The 20,833-nt window shown below is 68.7% G+C and carries 20 protein-coding genes; 5 read left to right on the forward strand and 15 right to left on the reverse strand.

Annotated elements, in window-relative coordinates; all coding sequences use genetic code 11:
* Position 1 precedes the first annotated feature (1 nt).
* The gene (locus tag QUE68_RS27955; protein ID WP_454786322.1) at positions 2-250 is read left to right on the forward strand and encodes a hypothetical protein; all 249 of its coding nucleotides are present in this window, start codon (positions 2-4) and stop codon (positions 248-250) included.
* 64 nt (positions 251-314) lie between these two features.
* Here the strand turns inward: QUE68_RS27955 and QUE68_RS27960 are convergent, their stop codons facing one another.
* The 3 genes from QUE68_RS27960 to QUE68_RS27970 all read right to left on the reverse strand — a co-directional run bounded on the left by QUE68_RS27960 (position 315) and on the right by QUE68_RS27970 (position 3,696).
* Positions 315-953 (reverse strand): TetR/AcrR family transcriptional regulator, encoded by a 639-nt coding sequence (locus QUE68_RS27960; RefSeq protein ID WP_284230122.1) that lies wholly within the window; start codon positions 951-953, stop codon positions 315-317.
* Positions 954-1,025: 72 nt separating this feature from the next.
* Positions 1,026-2,351 carry a S1C family serine protease gene (locus QUE68_RS27965; protein ID WP_286274797.1) on the reverse strand — a complete coding sequence of 442 codons (1,326 nt, stop codon included), beginning with the start codon at positions 2,349-2,351 and terminating at the stop codon, positions 1,026-1,028.
* Positions 2,352-2,514: 163 nt separating this feature from the next.
* The gene (locus QUE68_RS27970) at positions 2,515-3,696 is read right to left on the reverse strand and encodes an ROK family transcriptional regulator (RefSeq protein ID WP_284234379.1); all 1,182 of its coding nucleotides are present in this window, start codon (positions 3,694-3,696) and stop codon (positions 2,515-2,517) included.
* A 71-nt stretch (positions 3,697-3,767) separates the two neighbouring features.
* Here QUE68_RS27970 and QUE68_RS27975 point away from each other — a divergent pair, with 71 nt between their 5' ends.
* The 3 genes from QUE68_RS27975 (at position 3,768) to QUE68_RS27985 (ending at position 6,625) form a co-directional block, all read left to right on the forward strand.
* Complete coding sequence (locus tag QUE68_RS27975) at positions 3,768-4,931, forward strand: MFS transporter (protein ID WP_284234381.1); 1,164 nt, start codon at positions 3,768-3,770, stop codon at positions 4,929-4,931.
* A gap of 96 nt (positions 4,932-5,027) precedes the next feature.
* Positions 5,028-5,468: a YciI family protein gene (locus tag QUE68_RS27980; protein WP_284234383.1), complete on the forward strand. Its 441-nt coding sequence runs from the start codon at positions 5,028-5,030 to the stop codon at positions 5,466-5,468.
* Positions 5,465-6,625: an RNA polymerase sigma factor gene (locus tag QUE68_RS27985; RefSeq protein WP_284234385.1), complete on the forward strand. Its 1,161-nt coding sequence runs from the start codon at positions 5,465-5,467 to the stop codon at positions 6,623-6,625. Before QUE68_RS27980 ends, QUE68_RS27985 begins: the two co-directional genes overlap by 4 nt.
* Before the next feature lie 21 nt (positions 6,626-6,646).
* Here the strand turns inward: QUE68_RS27985 and QUE68_RS27990 are convergent, their stop codons facing one another.
* From QUE68_RS27990 to QUE68_RS28010, 5 genes are all read right to left on the reverse strand, one after another.
* Positions 6,647-7,363, reverse strand: coding sequence for an NUDIX hydrolase (locus tag QUE68_RS27990; RefSeq protein ID WP_284234387.1), 717 nt, complete (start codon positions 7,361-7,363; stop codon positions 6,647-6,649).
* Between the two features lie 9 nt (positions 7,364-7,372).
* Complete coding sequence (locus QUE68_RS27995) at positions 7,373-8,203, reverse strand: LLM class F420-dependent oxidoreductase (RefSeq protein WP_284234388.1); 831 nt, start codon at positions 8,201-8,203, stop codon at positions 7,373-7,375.
* 215 nt (positions 8,204-8,418) lie between these two features.
* Positions 8,419-9,573, reverse strand: coding sequence for a glycoside hydrolase 5 family protein (locus tag QUE68_RS28000; protein ID WP_284234390.1), 1,155 nt, complete (start codon positions 9,571-9,573; stop codon positions 8,419-8,421).
* A 185-nt stretch (positions 9,574-9,758) separates the two neighbouring features.
* Positions 9,759-11,126 (reverse strand): MFS transporter, encoded by a 1,368-nt coding sequence (locus QUE68_RS28005; RefSeq protein ID WP_284230140.1) that lies wholly within the window; start codon positions 11,124-11,126, stop codon positions 9,759-9,761.
* Positions 11,127-11,178: 52 nt separating this feature from the next.
* Complete coding sequence (locus QUE68_RS28010; RefSeq protein WP_286274798.1) at positions 11,179-12,018, reverse strand: SDR family oxidoreductase; 840 nt, start codon at positions 12,016-12,018, stop codon at positions 11,179-11,181.
* A gap of 64 nt (positions 12,019-12,082) precedes the next feature.
* Between QUE68_RS28010 and QUE68_RS28015 the strand changes: the two genes are divergently transcribed.
* Positions 12,083-12,391 carry a hypothetical protein gene (locus QUE68_RS28015; protein WP_284230143.1) on the forward strand — a complete coding sequence of 103 codons (309 nt, stop codon included), beginning with the start codon at positions 12,083-12,085 and terminating at the stop codon, positions 12,389-12,391.
* A gap of 3 nt (positions 12,392-12,394) precedes the next feature.
* Here QUE68_RS28015 and QUE68_RS28020 read toward each other — a convergent pair whose 3' ends face one another.
* The 7 genes from QUE68_RS28020 to QUE68_RS28050 all read right to left on the reverse strand — a co-directional run bounded on the left by QUE68_RS28020 (position 12,395) and on the right by QUE68_RS28050 (position 20,817).
* Entirely contained in the window at positions 12,395-13,288 is an 894-nt protein-coding gene (locus tag QUE68_RS28020; protein ID WP_284230146.1) for a sucrase ferredoxin, read from the reverse strand.
* Complete coding sequence (locus QUE68_RS28025) at positions 13,285-14,520, reverse strand: cupin domain-containing protein (protein ID WP_286274799.1); 1,236 nt, start codon at positions 14,518-14,520, stop codon at positions 13,285-13,287. Before QUE68_RS28025 ends, QUE68_RS28020 begins: the two co-directional genes overlap by 4 nt.
* A 10-nt stretch (positions 14,521-14,530) precedes the next feature.
* Positions 14,531-14,779 (reverse strand): BatC protein, encoded by a 249-nt coding sequence (locus QUE68_RS28030; RefSeq protein ID WP_284230150.1) that lies wholly within the window; start codon positions 14,777-14,779, stop codon positions 14,531-14,533.
* A gap of 113 nt (positions 14,780-14,892) precedes the next feature.
* Positions 14,893-17,184 carry a glycoside hydrolase family 3 C-terminal domain-containing protein gene (locus QUE68_RS28035; RefSeq protein ID WP_284230152.1) on the reverse strand — a complete coding sequence of 764 codons (2,292 nt, stop codon included), beginning with the start codon at positions 17,182-17,184 and terminating at the stop codon, positions 14,893-14,895.
* Between the two features lie 70 nt (positions 17,185-17,254).
* On the reverse strand, positions 17,255-19,483 hold the full coding sequence (gene katG, locus QUE68_RS28040; protein WP_286274800.1) for a catalase/peroxidase HPI: 2,229 nt from the start codon (positions 19,481-19,483) through the stop codon (positions 17,255-17,257).
* 36 nt (positions 19,484-19,519) lie between these two features.
* Positions 19,520-19,975 carry a Fur family transcriptional regulator gene (locus QUE68_RS28045; protein ID WP_286274801.1) on the reverse strand — a complete coding sequence of 152 codons (456 nt, stop codon included), beginning with the start codon at positions 19,973-19,975 and terminating at the stop codon, positions 19,520-19,522.
* 164 nt (positions 19,976-20,139) lie between these two features.
* The gene (locus QUE68_RS28050) at positions 20,140-20,817 is read right to left on the reverse strand and encodes an IF2 family translation initiation factor (RefSeq protein ID WP_286274802.1); all 678 of its coding nucleotides are present in this window, start codon (positions 20,815-20,817) and stop codon (positions 20,140-20,142) included.
* Positions 20,818-20,833 lie beyond the last annotated feature (16 nt).

The following is a 20,833-nucleotide window of genomic DNA, read 5'->3' on the forward strand; positions in this document are numbered from 1 at the left end:
CTTGTCCAGTCGACTCACTCGCCGCGTCGCCGCGGGAATCGGCGTCGCCGCGTTCGTCTCGATGGGAGCGCTGACCGCTTGCGGTGGCAGCGAATCGCCCAGCCCGTCGAGCACCACGACGACGACGACGGCTCCCTCGGTGACCCCCACCGAGAAGAGCCTCAACCCGACCGGCGGCAACTCCTTCAGCCCTGGTGTGAAGGCACCGCCTGCCCCGACCGGGATGCCAGGCACCAACCACACCGGCTAGAGCCAACGACCGTGAAGGGCGGGCCAGTCATTCGACTGGCCCGCCTCTTGCGTTCCGGCTCCCGTCAGGCCGTCGACCCGGCCAGCCGGAATGTCTTGATGTACTCGATCGCCGAGTCCAGTGCGGTCTGCATCAACCTCGGATCGTGCGCGGTCTGAGACAACAGGTATCCGCCCTCCAGAGCCGCCAGCAATCCGGTGGCCAACGCCGGCGCATCGATCTCGGCTCGCAGCAGGCCGCTGTCGCGCATCCTCTCCAAGGCCGCCGCCAGGATGGCCCGCCACTCGGCGAAGTGCGCGGCCAACGCCACGCGAGCCTTGTCGTCGCTATCCGCGAGCTCAGCTGCCAGCGACCCGAGTTCACAGCCCCACAAACCGCGTCGCAGCGAGCACCGCTGCACCATCGCATCCCGCCACTGGTAGATCCCGCGGAACGAGTCCACCTTCTCCAGCCGCAGCCGCTGCCACGACAGGATCTCGTCGGCGCGAACGGTGATGACGTCGTAGACGAGGTCCGTCTTGTCGTCGAAGTGCTGATAGAACTGCGACTTGCTGGTCGCGCTGGCGGCCAGTACTTCGTCGACGGTCGTCGCCGCGACGCCCTGCACGTGCATCAGCTCGGCGGCTGCGACCACGATCCGGTTGCGCGTCGCGGCGCCACGCGACGTCAGCTTGGGCCGCGACGCTTCGTTGGAGGGCGGCATCGTTCAACTGTAACCCTTGTTTTGGACTTTGAAGTCCAACTCGGTCAGTACATTCCACGCCACGGCGGCCGACTACCGCTGCGCCGTGCCCAACGTCACCTGGGCGGTTTGCGCCGCACCCGACGGGTCCAGGTATGTCAGCGTCACCTGCTCGCCAGGGGCCTTCGACCGCACGGCGGCCACCAGTGCCTCGGGCCCATCGACGACGCGATCGTCCACCTTCGTCACCACCACGCCACTCGGTAGGCCTGCCGTGGCGGCGGGTCCTCCGTCGACCACCTCGGCGATCGCGGCGCCGGGCGCACTGGCGTCCTGGCCAAGCTGAACACCCAGCGACGCATGCGTCGCCGTTCCCGTGGACACCAATTCATTGGCGATGCGCTTGGCCTGATCGACCGGTATGGCGAAGCCGAGCCCGATCGAACCGCTCTGCGCGCCGGAGGCGTTGCCACCGCCACCCAGGGAGGCGATGGCGGAGTTCACTCCGATCAGTTCACCGTTCATGTTCACCAGTGCGCCCCCGGAGTTGCCGGGGTTGATGGCGGCGTCGGTCTGGATCGCGTCGAGCACGGCATTCTGGTCCTGTCCCTCACCGCCGGTGGACACGGGACGATTCAGGGCGCTGACGATGCCGGTCGTGACCGTGCCCTGCAGGCCCAGCGGTGAGCCCACCGCGACGACGTTCTGACCGACCTTGAGGTCCTTCGACGATCCCAACGCGATCGGGGTGAGTGACGAAAGGCCCTGCGCGCGAACGACGGCGATGTCACTGGAGGGATCGGCGCCGACGACGCTGAATGGGGCGGTGCGGCCGTCGGACAGGGTCACGGTGGCGCGCATGGCCGTCGGGCGGGGGACCTCCTGGCCGCTCGGCGCCACCTGCACCGCGTCGCCGGTCGGAGCCGAGTTCAACGCGGCGACGACGTGGTTGTTGGTCAGGATCAAACCGTCGGAGTCGAGGACGACGCCGGAGCCCTCTTCGCTCTGACCGCCGCCCATGTCGATCTGAAGCTTCACCACGCTGGGTACCACCTTGGCGGCGACCTGTTCGACGGAACCCTGGGGAAGGGTGGCCGGAGGCGGGGTGGCCGGCAATTGGCTTGGTGCCGTTGCCATTGCGTTGGCGAGACCCGTGGCGGCCGAGCGATCGTGCTGGCTGGTCAGTGCGACCGCCCCGGCTCCTGCGGATACGACGGCGACGGCGGCAGCGCCCGCGATCACGGCGCCCATGCGGGATCGCCTCCGCGGCTTGGTGAGTGTCGCCATGGGGGCGGTGATCGCCGACGATGGCTGATGGTGAGGGCCGTAAGGGGGCAGCTGTTGCGCATAGCGCCAGTCGTGGGGCTGCTGGTGGGTGTAGGGGCCCGAGTGTTGCGGATGGCGTTGGTGACTCGTCATGGTGTGGCGTCATACTTTCGTCGAGCGGGCAGCAATGTGTTGAGGCCCACGGTGCACGTACCGGCTGAGACGGGACTGAGAGCAAGTTCTATGCAGTCGAAGACTTTTCGCCACCTGCGTCCTTACGCTGACGGCGAAATGCTCTCGGGGCGGCGGGATTCGATCAGCTGACGCGCGAGGCCCAGTCGTCGAGTGCGGCCTCGGTGGTCACGTGATCGAGTGCCAAGGCGGCTGCACCGCGGATGGGACCGTCGTCACCGTGGATGCCGTCCCGCACCGGGGGTGCCGACGACTTGCGGAATGCCATCAGCCCGTCCCGGTATCCGTCGTCGAAGGCCTGCGGCGCCGCCGCGCGTAGCGGTACGGCCAGGCCTCCCAGCGTGACGACCTCGGGATCGTGCAGGTTCACCAGCCCACCGATGCCCGCGCCGAGCGCCTCGGCCACCGATTCGAGCGCCTGCCGCCGCCGTGCCCCGAACGGCCGGGCCAGCACCTCGTACGCGTAGCCGACCGGGTCCGCGGGGGGTTGTTCGCCAAGCTCGCGGGCCAGCGCGCGGCCGTCGATGTCGAGATCCCAGCAGCCGCGAGCACCGCACGGACACAACAGCTTCCGGTTGCCGAACGGCACGTGACCGTACTCTCCCGCGGCACCGTGGGCACCCGTCACGGGCTCGCCGTCGACCACCAGCGTGCCGCCCAGCCCGACCGCGACGAGCAGGTGCAGCGCCGTAGTCGCGCCTCGTGCGGCACCTGTGCGAGCCTCGGCGAGGCCGGCCAGGGTGGCGTCGTTGCCGACCAGCAGGGGCACGCCACCGGGCAGATCCGCGGTCAACACCGATGGGTCGACGTCCGTCCAGCCGCGAGTGGTGAACTGCCCCAGGCGGGCATCGCTGACCGTGCCGGCCACGGAGACCGCCACCGCGCCGATCCGCTCGGGCTCCTCCTGGTGGACGGCTGTGATCGCGTCGCGCATGTCCGACAGCAGGCGGGCGGGACCGTTGCCGTGGTTGGGCGCCTGCGCCACGACGCGTGGCTGACCGTCGAGGCTCGCGATCGCCAACCTCCAGTCCCCCGCACGGAGATCGGCCGCGAGGACTAGCGGACCGCTCGGATGGGCGCCGAGCACCGCCGTGGGCCTGCCCCGGCGCGTGGCGGGGGCCGGGGTCTCGTCGAGGAGACGCGCCCTGCGCAGGCGGGCGACCAGGTCGGCGGCGCCACCGGTGCCGATGCCGAGCCGTTGAGCGGCCGAGGCGCGGGTGATCCCTGGTTCGCCCCGCACCAGCCCGATCAACTGCGCGGCACCGAACCATCGCTGCTGCGCTGCAGATCGTTGGTCGGGGGACATCGTCAGACATCCTCCCGGTTGATTAAACTCATCGGCTGAGTATATTCGGCGCGAGTGTTCGCGCCGTCGACGTGCCGCATGGCGGTCTGCGAACCCACCTGCCGGGTCTGTCGTGTCTAGCCCTGGCCTCCTGCCTGGCGGTCACGACCGAGATGTTGCCCATCGGGCTGCTCCCGGCCATCGGTCAGTCGTTTCACGTCGGCGATTCCGTGACCGGACTCCTCGTCGGCCTCTACGCCGTCATGGTCGCCGCACTCGCCGTTCCACTGACCCTGGCCACCGCCAGATTCGGCCGAAAGCCGCTGCTGTTGACCACCCTGCTGTGCTACGCGATGAGCAATCTGATGGTCGCCGTCGCTCCGACCTTCGCCGTGCTGGCCGGCGGCCGGGTGGTCGGCGGGGTGACCCACGCGCTGTTCTTCTCCCTCTGCATCGGCTACGTGCCCCGGCTGATCACGGGCCCGCAGGTCGGTCGTGCACTCGCGCTGGCGGCGGGCGGTGCCACGGCGGGTTTCGTCCTCGGGGTGCCGCTCTCCACGTCGCTCGGCACGGCACTTGGATGGCGGGTGCCGTTCGCCGTGCTCGCCGGCCTGTCCGTCCTGACCCTCGCGCTGGTCGCCAGGGTGTTGCCGCGGGTCTCCAACGACGAGCAACCACGATCGGCCGACGAAGATCGCAGTGGCAGAACCCAACTCGCCGCGGTGGTGTCCGCCAACGCCCTCACCTACCTCGGCCACTTCACCGTGTACACGTACGTGAGCCTGCTGTTCCTCACCGCAGGCGTCGGCCCGACGCTCATCGGCCCCCTCCTGCTGCTGTGCGGCGCCTGCGGGGTAGCCGGACTCGTCTATGCCGCAAAGGCATTGGATCACCGGCCGCGTCGCACCACGATCATTACCCTGGCGATCGTCATCGCGGCGCTGCTGGCGCTGGGCGGTGGCATGCCCGCGCTGATCCCCGTCATCGCCGCGGCGGCATTGTGGAACGGCGCGTTCGGCGCTGTGCCCTCGATCTTCCAGACCTGCGCGGTGCGCACTCGCGCCGTACCGCCCGAACTCGCCGGGGCATGGGTCAACGCGACCGCCAACTTCGGCATCGCGGGTGGGGCGGCGATCGGTGCCGGGCTGCTCCCCGTCATCGGCATCGGCGGACTGCCATGGGTCAGCGCGGCGCTCGTCGGCACGGGACTCGCCGTGGCCCTTGCAGCGCGCCGTGGGTTTCCGGCACGCCCCTAGCGCAGATTCCGGAGGCGATGTCGAGAACGCCCCCGCGTCTCCGTCCCAGGGGTGAACGTGGCCAGAATGGGCCGCATCACAACAAAGGAGACCAGCATGGCCAAGTACCTGTTGCTCAAGCACTACCGCCGTTCCAGCGCCCCCGACGCCGTCGCGGTTCCCGGTGCCGATTGGTCGGCGGCGGGCGTCCCCATGGATCAGTGGACGCCGGCGGAGATCGACGCCCACATGCAGTACATGCGCGACTTCGCCGCGAAGCTCGAGCAGAGCGGCGAGTTCGTCGATGCGCAGGCGCTATCCGCCGAGGGCACCTTCGTCCGCTATGACGGCCCGGGCCGCCCGCCCGTCACCGACGGGCCGTTCGCCGAGACGAAGGATCTGATCGCTGGCTGGATGGTCATCGACGTCGACGGCTACCAGCGTGCTCTGGACCTCGCCGGCGAGCTGTCCGCCGCGCCCGGCAAGGACGGCCAGCCGATCTACGAGTGGCTGGAGATCAGGCCGTTCCTCACCGGACCGCCCACGGTCACCGAGTGACCGCCGAGCCGGGTGACGGCCTTCTGCGGGAACTGGTCCCCGCCGTACTGAGCGTCCTCGTCCGTCGCGGAGCTGACTTCGCGACGGCCGAGGACGCGGTGCAGGAGGCCTTGATCGCGGCGATCCACAGCTGGCCCAGCCAGCCGCCGGACGATCCGAAGGGCTGGCTCGTCACCGTGGCGTGGCGCAAGTTCCTGGATCTAGCCCGCGCCGATGCCGCCCGGCGCGGGCGGGAGGAGCGCCTCGTCGCAGAGCCCGCGCGGGGTCCGACCGAGAGTGCCGACGACACACTCGAGCTGTACTTCCTGTGCGCCCATCCGTCGCTGACGTCGGCATCGGCGGTGGCCCTCACCCTCCGCGCAGTAGGTGGTCTCACCACGCGGCAGATCGCGGCTGCCTACCTCGTTCCCGAACCGACCATGGGGCAGCGGATCAGCCGCGCGAAGCGAGCCGTCTCCGACCTCCGCTTCGACCAGCCGGGCGATCTGGGCACCGTGCTCACCACGTTGTACCTGGTATTCAACGAGGGTTACTCGGGTGACGTCGACCTCGCCGCCGAGGCCATCCGACTCACCAGACGATTGGCGGCCGCCGCCGACGACAGCGAGGTGAGCGGACTGCTCGCGCCGATGCTGCTGCACCACGCCCGGCGTGCTGCCCGCACCCGCGCGGATGGCAGCCTGGTCACGCTCGCCGAGCAGGACCGCGGTCGCTGGGATGTCGAGCTGATCGCCGAAGGAGTCGAACTGCTGCAGGCGGCACTCGTCCGCGACGCGCTCGGCCCCTATCAGGCACAGGCGGCGATCGCTGCGCTCCATGCCGACGCCCGCTCGGTCGATGAAACCGACTGGGTGCAGATCGTGGAGTGGTACGACGAACTGCTCGCTCGCACCGACACCGCGGTGGTGCGGCTCAACCGTGCCGTCGCGGTCGGTCAGGCGGACGGGGCCCATGCCGGACTCGTCGCTCTCGCCGACGTGGACCCGACTGTGCCCCGCTTCCGCGCGGCGGCCGCTTTCTTGCACGAGCGAGACGGGGACCTCGTCACCGCGGCCAGGATGTACGCCGAGGCAGCCTCCGATGCCGGCAACATCGCCGAACGCGACCACCTCACCCGCCAGGCCGCCCGTATCCACCAAGTCCTGCGTACTCGATAGCTGCTCGCCGGACGAACTCCACTACCTCCAGGCGAAGACCGGTTGCTCGAGTTCGTCGACCGGGTCGTGGCGCCCTTCGAGGCACCACCAGCGCAGTTGCAGAAGAACCGCGCCCGTCGGCGCGTGGATCAGGTCGTTGCCCAAGGGAATCTGCACGACGGGTCGAGGGCTCTCCGGGATGGCGATGAACCGCGGCGAGTCCTCGCGTTGCAGTTGGTGCAGGCCCACCCGGTAGGCGGCCACCACCTCGTCGGGTGCGGGCCGGACGTCGAGTCGCCCGCCACCCCAGACGACCACCGGCGTGATGACGTAACCGGACCGGGTCGGGTAGTCGTCGAGCAGGCCGAGCACGGCCGCATCGGCCAGCGCGATCCCGAGCTCTTCGTCGAGTTCCCGAAGCGCGGCCTGCACGGCGGTCTCGCCCTCGTCCAGCCGCCCGCCGGGCAGCGCCCACTGGGCCGCATGAGTCCGGAGTCGAGATGCTCGGCGGCACAACAAGAATGATGCACCACCGGAGACGTCGACCATGCGTCCGTCGAGGCCCGCCCCCATCGGTCGACCGTCGATCCAGTCATCCACGGGCGCCGGGTCCACCCTGTCCTCGCCGAGATCGGAGTCGACGAGGACGACCGCCACGGCGGCGCGCCGCTTCGTCGGGTCGGTGACCTCACGACGGCGGTGACTCGCCAGATGTCGCTGGATCCGTGCGCGCAACGCCTCGTCGTAGGTGATGGTCACCGCTGCACCCTAGCTGCGGTACTGCTCCACCTTCGTGGCGTACTCGTCGAGCAGCCGCAGGGACTCGTCGCGCGGCTTGGTGGGCAGCAGCAGCGCCACCTGGTCGAAGCCCAGATCATCGACGGCGCGCCAGTAGTCCGGGTTCGCCGGCGTGCCGAACTGCGCCAGCGGGACGTCGTGACCGGAGCCGTCGCGCATCTGACCGATGCGCTTGGCCAGGTGCTCGGCGGGCAACGGGTTGGCAATCCAGCCGGCCTCGTGCCGGATCACGCGCTTGACGGTCGCGCCGGAGTCACCGCCGATGTAGACGGGCGGATGCGGTTGCCGGATCGGCTTGGGACGGAGGTAGGACGAATCGAAGTCGACGTACTTGCCGTGGTACTCGGCGGGTTCGGTCGTCCACAGCGCCTTGATGGCCTCGATGCGCTCGTCGAGCAGCGCGCCGCGGGTCTTTGGGTCGGTGCCGTGGTCGCGCAGCTCCTCGATGTTCCACCCGGCGCCCACGCCGAACACGAAACGACCGCCGGAGAGGAGGTCGATGCTCGCGGCCTCCTTCGCGGTGATGATCGGGTCGCGCTGGATGAGCAGTGCGATGCCGGTGAACAGTTCGATCTTCGTGGTCACGGCCGCGGCTGCGGCGAGCGTGACGAACGGATCGAGAGTCCGGTAGTAGATCGACGGCAGCTCGCCGCCCATCGGATACGCCGACTCCCGGCTCGCCGGGATGTGCGTGTGCTCGGCGATCACCAGCGATTCGAAGCCCCGCTCCTCGATGCCGCGAGCCAGTGACACGGTGTCGATGCCGCCATCGGTGACGAAGGTGGATATGCCGAATCTCATGCGAACCTCATCTGTCGGGCGTCACGGGTACCAACGGTGCCAAGGTCAGGCTATTCCCCCGTCCTGGCACGTTCGGTCGGTGGGGACTGCCACGCTCGGGGTGTATTCGACGGATTCGATTGTCCAACAACGTGTTCGACGCAGTCTGGCCGACGTCGTCGCACACCTCGACACCGGTCCTCATCGTGCCGCAGTGCGTGGACGTCGACTAGCGGCTACTTCGCCCTGAGCAAGGGGTTCAGCCGCCGGATGGCACGAATCTCGTCGTCCCGGTACGGCCGTCCGTCGATGTTCAGCAGATCGCTGAACCACGTCGGCGGGGCGGGGTTCGGGCGATCCCACGAATCCCAGGGCAGATACGTCTGGGTCTTCCCCGCCACCAGCCCCCAGTTGAACGCACCGACGCCGTGTCGCCGAGCGGTCGGCAAGATCCCCTCGACGCTGCTCCCCAGTGTGCGCGCCAGGTACTCGGTGCAGACGATGGGCCGTTGCAGAGGTGTCAGTTCGGCGATCCTGGCCTCGAAACCCGCGGGGTCGGCATAGGAGTGGAAGGTGATCACGTCGGAGTTGTCGAGCTGGATGCCGGCGATCTCGCTGCGACGCCGCGGATCCGCCCAGGCGCCCTGCCACACGCCGCTGGTCAACGGCTGGACGGGATCGACTGCCCGCGCCCACTGGAACACCCTGGGGAGCAGATCGGCGACGAGTTCCACCTTGTCCGCCCGCTCCACCCGGCGATAGACGGACGCGGGGTTGTCGGGCTCGTTCCACAGATCCCAACCCAGGATGCGTTCGTCGTTCCGGAACTGCGTCAAGAGGCCGGTGACGTACTCCTGCAGGACGGCAGCGTAGCCAGGGTCGCCGAGACCCGCGGCGCCGGGACTCTGCACCCACCTGGAGTTGTGCACACCGGGGACCGGCGGGCGCTGGGGACCCGGCTTGGGATGCGGATCCCAGCAGGAGTCGAAGAGGACGAACAACGGTTTGATGGCGTGCCGCGCCGCGATGGTGACGAACTGCATCAGACGCCGGAGGAAGCCCCGGCGATCCTGGGTCCACAGCAGATCGTGCAGGAAGACGCGCACCGAGTTGAAGCCCAGGCGTCGCGCCATGCTCAGTTCGGCATCGATGCGACGAGGATCGTAGGTCCCGGGCTGGAACATCTCGAGCTGGTTGACCGCGTTCGACGGGATGTAGTTGGCACCCACCAGCCATCGCTGCGCGCGATACCAGTTGGCAGCCCGATCGGCCGGCCACCGCCCCCCACCCGCGGCGACGGCGCGCGGTGTCCTGGTGACGGCGGCACCTCCCGCGAGCAGCAACGGAACCTTGAGGGCGGTCCGACGACGTACGACGCGATCTTCGACCAAGCTGTCATCCTTCGAATGAGAACGTCGACCATCATGACCGGCCATACCGGCAGGGCGACGAAATACGTTGCCGCGCAACATCTCTGCGCAAAGCGTTTCAGGCGACGCGCCCGTGCTCCCCTTCACGGGCAAACGTCACGCCCCACCGTACGTGAACATCGACCGCGAAGCGCGGCCCGTGCGGCTCAGCGGGCTGCCGGCACCGCCCAGGCACTCCCCTGTTCGCGATCGAGCACGGTGAGGCCCTTGTTCTTCAACCCGAAGACGTACACCAGCAGGCTCACGCCGATCACCACCGTGACGTAGACGATGAACAACGTGACGTGATCGGGCTTCGCTGCCTGGTACAGCAGCGGAGCCGTGCCACCGAAGACCGAGTTGGCCAGGGCGTAGCCCAAACCCACGCCCAGCGCTCGGATTTCAGCGGGGAACAGCTCGGCCTTCACGATCGCATTGACCGAGGTGTACCCGGTGATGATCACGTAACCGACCGCCAGCAGCAGGAACGCCGTCAACGGCGAGGTGGTCTGCGGCAGGAACGTCAGCAGGATGTAGGTGTAGATGACGCCACCGACGCCGAAGAAGAGCAGCAGGGGTTTGCGCCCGATGCGGTCGCTGATGAGTCCGCCGACGGGCTGCAGGCACATCAGGAAGATCAGCCCGGCCAGGTTGACCCACGTAGCGGTGAGGGCCCTGTCGGACCCGAAGGTCGCCTTCACGATCGCCGGCGCGTTGACGCTGTAGGTGTAGAACGCGATCGTGCCGCCGGCGGTGATGAGGAAGACGAGCAACAGCGGGCGCCAGTGCACGGTGAACAACGTCTTCAGTGATCCCGCGCCCGGGTCCTTCCCCTCGCGGATGGCCTCGAGGTGCGCCTCACTGAGCGACTCGTCCATGGAGCGGCGGATCCACAGCACGACCAGCGCGGCGACACCACCGATGAAGAACCCGATCCGCCACCCCCAGGCGCTCAGCGCATCGGTGTCGAGGAAGTGCAGCGCGATCAGGAGCGTGAACTGCGCGAGGACGTGACCGCCGACGAGGGTGACGTATTGGAACGACGACAGGAAGCCGCGTCGGTTGGCGGTGGCCGCCTCGGACATGTAAGTGGCCGACGTGCCGTACTCCCCGCCGGTGGCGAATCCCTGGACCAGCCGGGCGATGATCAGGATCACCGCGGCCCACCACCCGATGACCTCCCTGGTGGGCATGACCGCCACGACGAACGAGCACGTCGACATCACGGTGATGCTGACCATCAGCGCGGACTTGCGGCCGCGACGGTCGGCGAACCTGCCGAAGAACCACGAGCCCACCGGGCGCATGAGGAACGTGACCGCGAAGATCGCGTAGATGTAGACCGTGGAGTTGGTGTCCGCCTTGTCGAAGAACTGCGCCTCGAAGTACGAGGCGAACACCGTGTAGACGTAGACGTCGTACCACTCGACGAGATTTCCCGCCGAGCCCTTCATGGTGTTGAGGACCGCCCGCCTGGTGCTCGTGGGGGCGAGCGTCGGACCGGTGTGGCCGGTCGGCTCAGCCGCTTCGCTCATGGTGCGACGATAACGGACCGGCGCACCCGTTCGTGGCCGGTTGGAGCACGGCTCAACCGTTTTCGGCGGTTTGCCGGGCCCGCTCCCTCATCGAGGCGATCACCCCGCCGTCGTTCAAGATGTCGGTGCCGGTGAGATAGCCGGCCGCGTCGCTGGCGCAGAACACGAACAGCGCGGCCATCTCCTCTGCCGTACCCCACCGCGGGACCGCGAAGTCGGCGACCATGGCACCCGCCCCCGCGTTCTCCTCGAGTCGGCCCATCTCGGTGTCGACGGAGCCCGGGGACACCGAGACGATGCGCAGCCTACGACCGTTGAACCGTTCGGCCTGCGACGTGGAGTACCACCTGACGAAGCTCTTGCTGACCCCGTAGGCCAGACCGGGCCGGGACTCCTCGGGCGCGATCTCGTAGGCCGCCGTCATCTCGGCGAGGAAGCGGTCCTGGTCGTGCAGCGCGAGTGGGAAATGAGCTGTGGGAACCAGACTCTCGGGCAGCATGTGGGCCGCCATGGACGCCGCGTTGACGATGGCGGCGCCTTCGCCCGCGACGTCGTAGAACGCCTCGTTGACGTTGACGGTGCCGATGGCGTTGGTCCTGGTGACGTAGTCGGCGTCTCCCATGCTGGGGCTGACCCCCGCGGTGTGGATCACCGACGCGACCGGACCCAGCGCGGTCGCCGTCTCCATCAGCCGCGTGACCGCAGCTCGATCGGTTACGTCGCAGTGCACGGCCGTCGCGGAAATCCCCGAGGCCCGCAGGGTTTCGACGGCGGTGTCGAGCCGCTCGCGACGGACGTCGCAGAGGACGAGCGCGCGGTCGCCCCCGATGGCCCTCGCCGTCGCCACCCCCATGCCGCCCGCGCCACCAGTGATCACCGAGACTGAGTCCATTCGGCACACACTGCCATGCCCGGCTGCGGTGAGGGGATATTCCGGCCGCCCTAGACTCGACGGGGTGAGTGAACCGTCGAGAACCGAAGACGGTCACTACGTCGTGATCAACGGCAGGCGGTGGCGGGCCACCGACCCCGCCATTCCCGACGAACGACGGGTAGAGCTCACCCGCGTGCTGATGGCGTGGCGTCGAGAGGTGCGACGCACCAAGGGAACCCCCGAGGAACCGGTGTCCAGGGCGGGTGTTCAGGCCGCCAAGGTTGCCCTGGGTGAGCGTGGCACCCCGCCGTGGTGGGAGCAGACCGACGCGCAACGTCGGGCGCGGTGGCAGGCCGACGTGGCGGCGCCAGGAGAGGACCGGCAGGCGTGAAGTTCACCTCGGTTCGGTGATCGAGACGAGTACGTGGTTGCGCACCCGGCCCGGAATCCTCGCACTGCACTGCGACAGCAACGGTTCCGAGAGCTGCTCGCGGACCGTGACGTCGATCGGGCCCGAATCACCTTGCAGCACCATGTGAGTGAGCACGCCATCGGACTCGACCCGCAGCGGCGCCAAGGCGTCGATGCGGTCCTCACCCGTCAGCTCGCGCGCGAAGTACTGCGCCGCCTGCACCGCTTGGGGTAGCGACGTCCGCCCGCGGAGATGGGCGTTGTCCAGCCGCCCGTCGAGGTACAGCCGGACCAATTCGGGCGGGTCTGCCTCGTCGACCCGGCCGTAACACAGTCCCTCTGGCAGCACGAGCATCGTCGCCGCGAACCGGTCACCGCCGAGATGCGAGCATTCCCAGGTGTTCTCGGGGTATCGAGCCGCGATCGCGGCGAGGGCTCCGCGCCCCCGGACGGCGCAGCACTGATCGTGCTTGCCGTGCGCGCAGACCGCGACCAGCGGGCCCTCCACCGGACGTCCGTCGGAGCCGTCCAGCGCCACGTGCAGATACCCCCGCGGATCGCTCACCTCGCCGTGGTGCAGGGATTCCCCGCCGACCCCTGATTGGGCGACGAACCAGCGCCAGCGCCGAGGTGCCGTCCGGCGGCCGTGCCGTCGGATGGCCACGATCCGCAGGCCCGCCGTCTCCGCGCGATGGACGATGGCCCTGCCGAGCTGCGGGTCGAGGACCGACGGCGACTGCAGGAACGCGGATTGGCCCCAGGGACCACATAATTCGAGCAGTAACCACGACGTCCCCGCAGAGGCGGAACCGTACATCGGGTCGTCGCGCTGTCGCGACCGGTCACTGCAGGGCGCCCATTCCGACGCGGCCGTCATCCGCCCGTCGATCCGCCGGCGGTCCGCCGATCCACCGGTACGAGGACGGCCTCGCGGAGCAGTCGGCGGATCACCACCTCACCGTCGGCCCGGTCGAGGCCGGGCAGGCTGCCGGCATCGGCGACGAGACCGCCGTGCAGCGCCGTGACCGCGTCCGCACACGAATCGGGCAGGCTGATGGTGCGGTCCGACAACTGCAGGGACACCCGTCCGTCGTCGCGCCGGACGGTTGCGAACAGCCCGTGCCGCCAGCCGACGGTGACCGTGGCGGCGTGTTCGACGGCCGCCAGGGACGCCAACGGCCGCACCGCGACGGGCCTGGTGCGGTGCGCGAAACGGCGGGCGAACCGGGTTGCCGTGTCCTCGGCGAGCTCGGACGTACGGTCCCTCAGCATGTCGGTGAGTTCGGCGATCAGCTTCGTGGTCCTGGCCGCCATGTCGGCGTGATCGGTGGCGTCGATGGCCAGCGGCAGGGACTTCCGGTACTCGCCGACGGTCTCCAGCTGGTCGACGACCGCCCGCAGGACGTCCATCCCGGTGAGGCTGGATACGCCGACCGTCAGATGGATCGACAGCTCCCCGAGGGCTCGGGCCGAGTGAATCCAGCCGCGTGGCAGGTACAGCGCGTCGCCGGGCCCCAGAACCGTGTCGATCACCGGGTCTTCGCGGACGCGCGCCGCGATCGCGGTCCGGTGCTCGGTCCACGGCTGCGACGGAAGCGGATCGGCGTGCACCGGGGCGTGCACGGTCCAGTGCTTGGATCCGGTGGTCTGCAGGACGAAGACGTCGTGGACGTCGTAATGCGGGTCGAAGCCGCGACTGCCGGGCGGGGTGACGTACGCGTTGGCCTGCACGGGATGGCCGACGTCGTCGACCATGCCGCGGACGAAGTCGATCAGAGGTGGCCATGTCCGGTGCAGGCCCTGCAGCACAATCGTTGCACCCGAAGCGAATTGGTCGAGGACCTTCGCCGAGTCGACCTGGTCGGGCATCTCGGCCCCGAAGCCCGCGGGCCCCAGGTAGGACTCCCGCGCCAGAACCTCACCCTCCTTGGCCACCCGGATGAATGGCGCGCGCACCCCGCGTTCGGCGAGTAGCTCGTCGACGGCGCTGGCCGTGACGAGGTCGTCGAAGTCGCGGGGCAGGGTGTCCGCCCGGCTGAGCAACGGCGACCGACCCCAGTGTTCGCGGGCGAACGTCTGGGGGTCGGTGCCGATGCAACGGCTAAGCATGGCGCGTCGATCAGGCGGTGCCGTCCGCACCGCCGTCGTGACCCTCGGGGTTGGAACCACCGTCGGCCGGACCCTCGCCACCGGCGGAACCGTCTGCGCCGCCGTCATGGCCCTCGGGGTTGGAACCACCGTCGGCCGGACCCTCGCCACCGGCGGAACCGTCGGCACCGCCGTCATGGCCCTCGGGGTTGGAACCACCGTCGGCCGGACCCTCGCCACCGGCGCCCGTGGTAGTGATGTCGTCGTCGTTGATCGCCATAACCATCTCCTCCATCGAAACCGCGTCCAGTCTGCAGCAGGAGGGGTCCTGCTACGCCGCGGTGGTTGCGTGTTGCCCGCGGACGGACTTCTCAAACCGTAGGCGCGGCTGCCCTAGGGGTGGGCGTCGGGGGACGCGTTGGCGGCCTCGATGAGCGCGTCGATCATGGTGGGATCGACGTCCATCCCACCGGCGGAGGCGAACATGTCGACCCGGCCGATCGGAATCGACTCCAGCATCCTGCTCGTCTCGACGCCCTCGGGCATGACACTGTCTGCGCCGTCCGCCTCGCCCATCATCGCGGCGACCGCGGCCTGCAGGATCGGGCCCGCCACCGGATGGGCCATCACCTCGGCGATCGACGAGTCCCGCGACAACGGCACGACCACCGCATCGCCGTCGACGTCGACCCGTGTCGTGGACCGGACGTCGCGGCTCGACGCGGCCACCTCGACCGCGTACGCCCCACCTTCGACGATCCAGGAGTCAGTGCGAATGTCCCAGTACGCCAGGTCACTTCGGCTGATCGTCACGACGACCTCGCGGACCTCGCCGGCATCGAGGGCGACCGAAGCGAAGGCCTTGAGCTCACGAGGCGGTCGCTGCATCCGGCCGCCGGGCAACGAGGTGTACACCTGAACGATCTCGCGGCCCGCCACCGGACCGACGTTGCCGATCGACACGTGAACGTCGACGTCACCCGCGGAGTTCACCACGGCCGTGGCCTCGCCATACTCGAACGTGGTGTAGGACAGGCCGTGGCCGAACGGGTAGGCGACCTCGATGTCACGGGCGTCGTACCAGCGGTAGCCCACGAACAGGCCCTCGCCGTAGCGCACGTGGGATGACTCGCCGGGGAAGTCGAGGTAGGCCGGGGTATCCGCGAGGCGCAGCGGAACCGTCTCGGTGAGCTTGCCCGACGGGTTGACGGCCCCGAACACGACGTCGGCGATCGCGCCGCCGCCGGCTTGGCCCAGGAGCCACCCTTCCACCAGCGCAGGCACTCTCGCGTTGAACGGTACCGCCACCACGCCTCCGTTGGACAGCACGACGACTGCGTTGGGGTTGACGTCGAGCACGGCGTCCAGCAGCTCCAGCTGCGCTGCGGGCAGGTCGATGTCGTCGCGGTCGTAACCCTCCGATTCCAAGCGGGCGGGTAGCCCGAGGAACACGACGACCACGTCCGCATCGGCGGCCACGCCGACGGCCTCGTCCCGCAATTGGGCCGACTCGGCAGGCGTCATCTGCGCCGCGAGCCCGAACCCCGGTGCATAGCTGACGGTTCCCGTTGCCAGGGAACGCATTTCGTCGAGCGCGGAGTCGAGGCGGGTCGGATTGATCATCGAAGAACCAGCGCCCTGGTAGCGCGGCTCGGCCGCGAACGCGCCTAGGACCGCGACGTTCGCGTCCCTCGACAGGGGAAGGACGTCACCCTCGTTCTTCAGCAGCACGATGGATCGCCCGGCCGCCTCCCGAGCCAGGGCGTGCTGGGCGTCGACGTCGACGGATCCGCCGACCGACCCCCGGTCCGCCGCGGCGCGGACGAGTCGCAGTACCCGGCCGGCTGCCTCGTCCACGCGCTGCGGGTCCAGCGTGCCGTCGGTGACCGCCGCCACCACCTGGGCATCGGTGACGCCGTTCGCCCCTGGCATCTGCAGGTCGAGACCTGCCGCCAGCGCCGCGACGCGGTCGTCGACCGCACCCCAGTCGGAGACGACGAGACCGTCGAACCCCCACTCCTCGCGCAACACCGTCGTCAACAACCATGGGTCCTGCGACGCGGGCACGCCGTTGATGCGGTTGTACGAGCACATCACCGTCCACGGCCGTGCATCGGTGACGACGCGTTGGAAGGCCCGCAGATAGATCTCCCGCAGCGGGCGGGGGTCGACGTCGGCGCTGACCCGCATCCGGTCATACTCCTGGTTGTTGGCCGCGAAGTGCTTGAGCGAGGCGCCCACGCCCCGGGACTGCAACCCCTGCACCATCGCGGCGCCGAGCGCTCCGGCGACCACGGGATCCTCCGAGAAGTACTCGAAGTTGCGACCGCACAACGGCGATCGCTTGATGTTGATCCCGGGACCGAGCACCACCGCAACGTCCTCCGCGGCGGCCTCGGCTCCGATCGCCGCTCCGATTCGTCGGACGAGTTCGACGTCCCAGGAGCAGCCCAATCCGACGGCGGGCGGGAAGCACGTCGCGGGCACGCTGTCTCCCAGGGCGAGGTGGTCCCCGCCACGGGACTGCTTGCGCAGGCCATGCGGACCGTCGGTCAGCATCAGCTTCCGCACGCCGAGTCGCTCCACCGGGGTGGTGTGCCAGAAGTCCGAACCGCTGAGCAGGGACGCCTTCTCCTCGAGGGTGAGTGCGGCGATCGTGGACGCGACGGTCGGCGGGGTCGTCATGGGTTCCATCGTGCCGTGAAACGGCACCAGGCCGGACCCCGAGAGGTCCGGCCTGGCGTCGTTGGGTCGATCAGTGCAGGTCGAACCGATCGGCGTTCATGACCTTCACCCAGGCGGCGACGAAGTCCTCGACGAACTTGCCCTTGTTGTCATCCTGGGCGTAGACCTCGGCCATGGCCCGCAGCACCGAGTTCGAGCCGAACACCAGGTCGTTGGCGGTGGCCGTCCACTTCACCTCACCGGAGGCGTCCCGACCCTCGAACACGTTCTCCATCGCCTGCGACGGCTTCCACTGCGTCCCCATGTCGAGCAGGTTGACGAAGAAGTCGTTGCTCAGCACGCCCGCCTGAGTGGTGAACACGCCGTGCTTGCTGCCACCGTGGTTGGCGCCGAGCGCCCGCAGACCGCCGATGAGCACCGTCATCTCCGGTGCGGTGAGATCCAGCATGTACGCCTTCTCCACCAACAACTGCTCCAGGGCGGCCTTCTCGCCCGGGCGGACGTAATTGCGGAACCCGTCGGCCCGCGGTTCGAGCACCGCGAACGACTCCACGTCGGTCTCCTCCTGCGACGCGTCGGTGCGACCCGGCGCGAAGTGGACGTCGATCTCGTAGCCCGCATCCTTGGCGGCCTTCTCCACCGCCGCGGATCCGGCCAGCACGATCACATCGGCCAGTGACACCTTCTTGCCGCCGGTGGCCGAGCCGTTGAAGTCCTGCTGGATGCGCTCGAGCGCGGGCAGTACCGTGACCAGCTCGGAGGGCTCGTTGACCTCCCAGTTGCGTTGCGGCTCAAGGCGAAGGCGGGCGCCGTTGGCGCCGCCACGCTTGTCGGTGCCGCGGAAGTTCGAGGCCGCCGACCACGCCGCCTTCACCAGTTGCGGGACGGATAGCCCGGAGTCGAGCACCGTGGCCTTGAGCGAGGCGATGTCCTGCTCGTCGACCAACGCGTGGTCGACGGCGGGCACCGGGTCCTGCCACAGCTGCGGCTCGGCCACCCAGGGGCCGAGGTAGCGGGTGACGGGCCCCATGTCACGGTGCAGGAGCTTGTACCAGGCCTTGGCGAACGCCGCGTTCATCTCCTCGGGATGATCGAGCCAGCGCCGCGTGATCCTCTCGTAGATCGGATCGACCCGCATCGAGACGTCGGTGACGAGCATCGTGGGCTTGCGCGGCGGGCCACCGAAGGGGTCCGGGATGATCGCCTCGGCGTCCTTGGCTTCGAATTGCCATGCGCCGCCAGGACTCTTGGTCAGCTCCCACTCGTTGCCGTAGAGCAGTTCGAGGTAGGCGTTGCTCCACTTGGTCGGCGTGGGTGTCCACACCACCTCGAGCCCGCTGGTGATCGTGTCGCCGGCATTGCCGGAACCGAAGGGGCACTTCCAGCCCAGGCCCTGCTGCTCGATCGGCGCGCCCTCGGGCTCGGGTCCGACCTCGTCGGCACTGGCGCCATGCGTCTTGCCGAGCGTATGGCCGCCGACGATCAGTGCGGCGGTCTCCTCGTCGTTCATCGCCATCCGACCGAAGGTGTCGCGGATGTCGTGGGCCGCGGCCAGCGGATCCGGCTTGCCCTCCGGACCCTCCGGGTTCACGTAGATCAGGCCCATGGTGGTGGCGCCGTACGGCTCCGCCAGGTCACGCTCACCCGAGTAGCGCTGATCGGTGCCCAGCCAGGTGTCCTCCTGACCGAAGAGGATCTCCTCGGGCTCCCAGATGTCCTCGCGGCCGAAACCGAAGCCAAAGGTCTCGAAGTCCGCCGACTCCAGCGCGACGTTGCCGGCGAAGACCAGCAGGTCGGCCCAGGAGATCTTGCTGCCGTGCTTCTGCTTGACGGGCCACAGCAGCCGTCGCGCCTTGTCCAGGTTCGCGTTGTCCGGCCAGCTGTTCAACGGGGCGAAGCGCTGGCTGCCCTGACCGCCGCCACCACGGCCGTCGAAGATGCGGTAGGTGCCGGCGGCGTGCCAGCTCATCCGGATGAAGAGACCGGCATAGCTGCCGTAATCGGCGGGCCACCAATCCTGCGAGGTGTTGATGACCGAGAGGACGTCTGCCTTCAAGGCCTCCACGTCGAGCTTGTTGAACTCCTCGGCGTAGTCGAAGTCGGGACCGAGCGGGTTGCCCTTCTCAGACTGCCGGTGCAGGACCGACACGTCGACCTGCTCGGGCCACCAGTCCTGATTGCGACGTGGCGCATGGGCTTTGGGCTTCGGCGACTCGATCGCCGGGTTCTCGGACTCGCTGTGGCTAGCGGTCTTGGTGTCGGAGTGCGGAGGCCGTGCATCGGAGGTATCTGACGACACTGTTATCCCTTTCGTGGGGTTGACGTGGCTGGGTGATCACGGCTGTGATCGGGAAACTCCCAAGGTGGAACAGTCCGGACAGAGGCCCCAGTAGATGACCTCTGCCTCGTCGACGGTGAACCCTTCGAGGAGACCGTCGTCGTCGGAGGCGACGAGGCAGGGCGTGTCCCCGACGGCGCAGTCGACGTCGGCGATGCTGCCGCACGACCGACAGACCACGTGATGGTGGTTGTCGCCGACGCGGGATTCGTAGCGCGCGACCGATCCCGCGGGTTGGATGCGCCGAACCAGACCTGCGGCGCTGAGCGCATTGAGGGCGTCGTACACCGTCTGGTGCGAGACCTCGGGTACTTCGACCCGGGTCGCGCGGATGATCGACTCGGTGTCGGAGTGCGGGTTCCCGTATACCGCGCCGAGCACGGCCACCCGTGGCCTGGTCACCCGCAGGGCCGCGTTCCGCAACAGCTGCTCGAACTCTGCGGGGGTTGACACTTCACAAGTTCTAATACGTTTTCTTGAATCAGTCAAGAGAAATCCTCTGGTATGGCCTGCAACGGCAGGAGACCCCCGAGGTGACGTCTGTTCCCATGCAGGAACCGACGTCACCCGGGGGTCTCCGGTGACTCAGTGCGCGGTCGTCACGACCGCCGTCGAGATCAGGACTTGGCGGCCCGCTCAGCCTGGCGCTTTTCCTTCTCGACGTCGGCAAGCTCCTCGACCCGATCGGCCTGTGCGCGGGTGGCCTCGGCCTCGTCACGCTTGGCGCGGGCGTCGCCGAGCTTGTCACTGGCCGCGGTGGTGGCCTTCTTCTCGGCCTTCTCGATGCGTTCCTGGTCGCGGCGCTTGGCAGCCTCAACCGTCTCCCTGCGCTTCGCCGCCAGGTCGTCGGCCTGCTGCTTGGCGGACGCCGCGCGCTTCTGCGCGGTCGCGGTCGCGTTCTGCTTGCGCTCCTGAGCCGAGGTGCGGGCCGCCTCGGCTGCCTGCTCCTTGTCCTTGCGCGCCTGCTTCAGATCCCCGGCCACTTCTTCGCGTGATTCGGCGAGGTCGGCGTCGGCCTGCTTCTCCCGCTGAGCTGCGGCGGCATCGAGGCGCGCCGCGTTGGCGAGCTCGTCGCTCCGCTTGGCGAGCGAGGCACCGCGCCGCTTGAGCCTCGGGTCGCCGAGGGCGTTGCCGACGGTGGCGTCCAGGACGCCGAGTGAGCGCTCGTACACGAGCCGGGCGGGTGACTCACTGTCCATCCGAGCTACGAAGCGATCCTCGATCACCTGCAACGGAATTCGGACGAATTGGTACTGGAAGCGCAAGATCGAACGGGGGATGGTGGCGATACTCATGGCTATCTCCTGGGTG

The sequence above is a fragment of the Mycolicibacterium sp. TUM20985 genome (assembly GCF_030295745.1).
Classification (GTDB): domain Bacteria; phylum Actinomycetota; class Actinomycetes; order Mycobacteriales; family Mycobacteriaceae; genus Mycobacterium.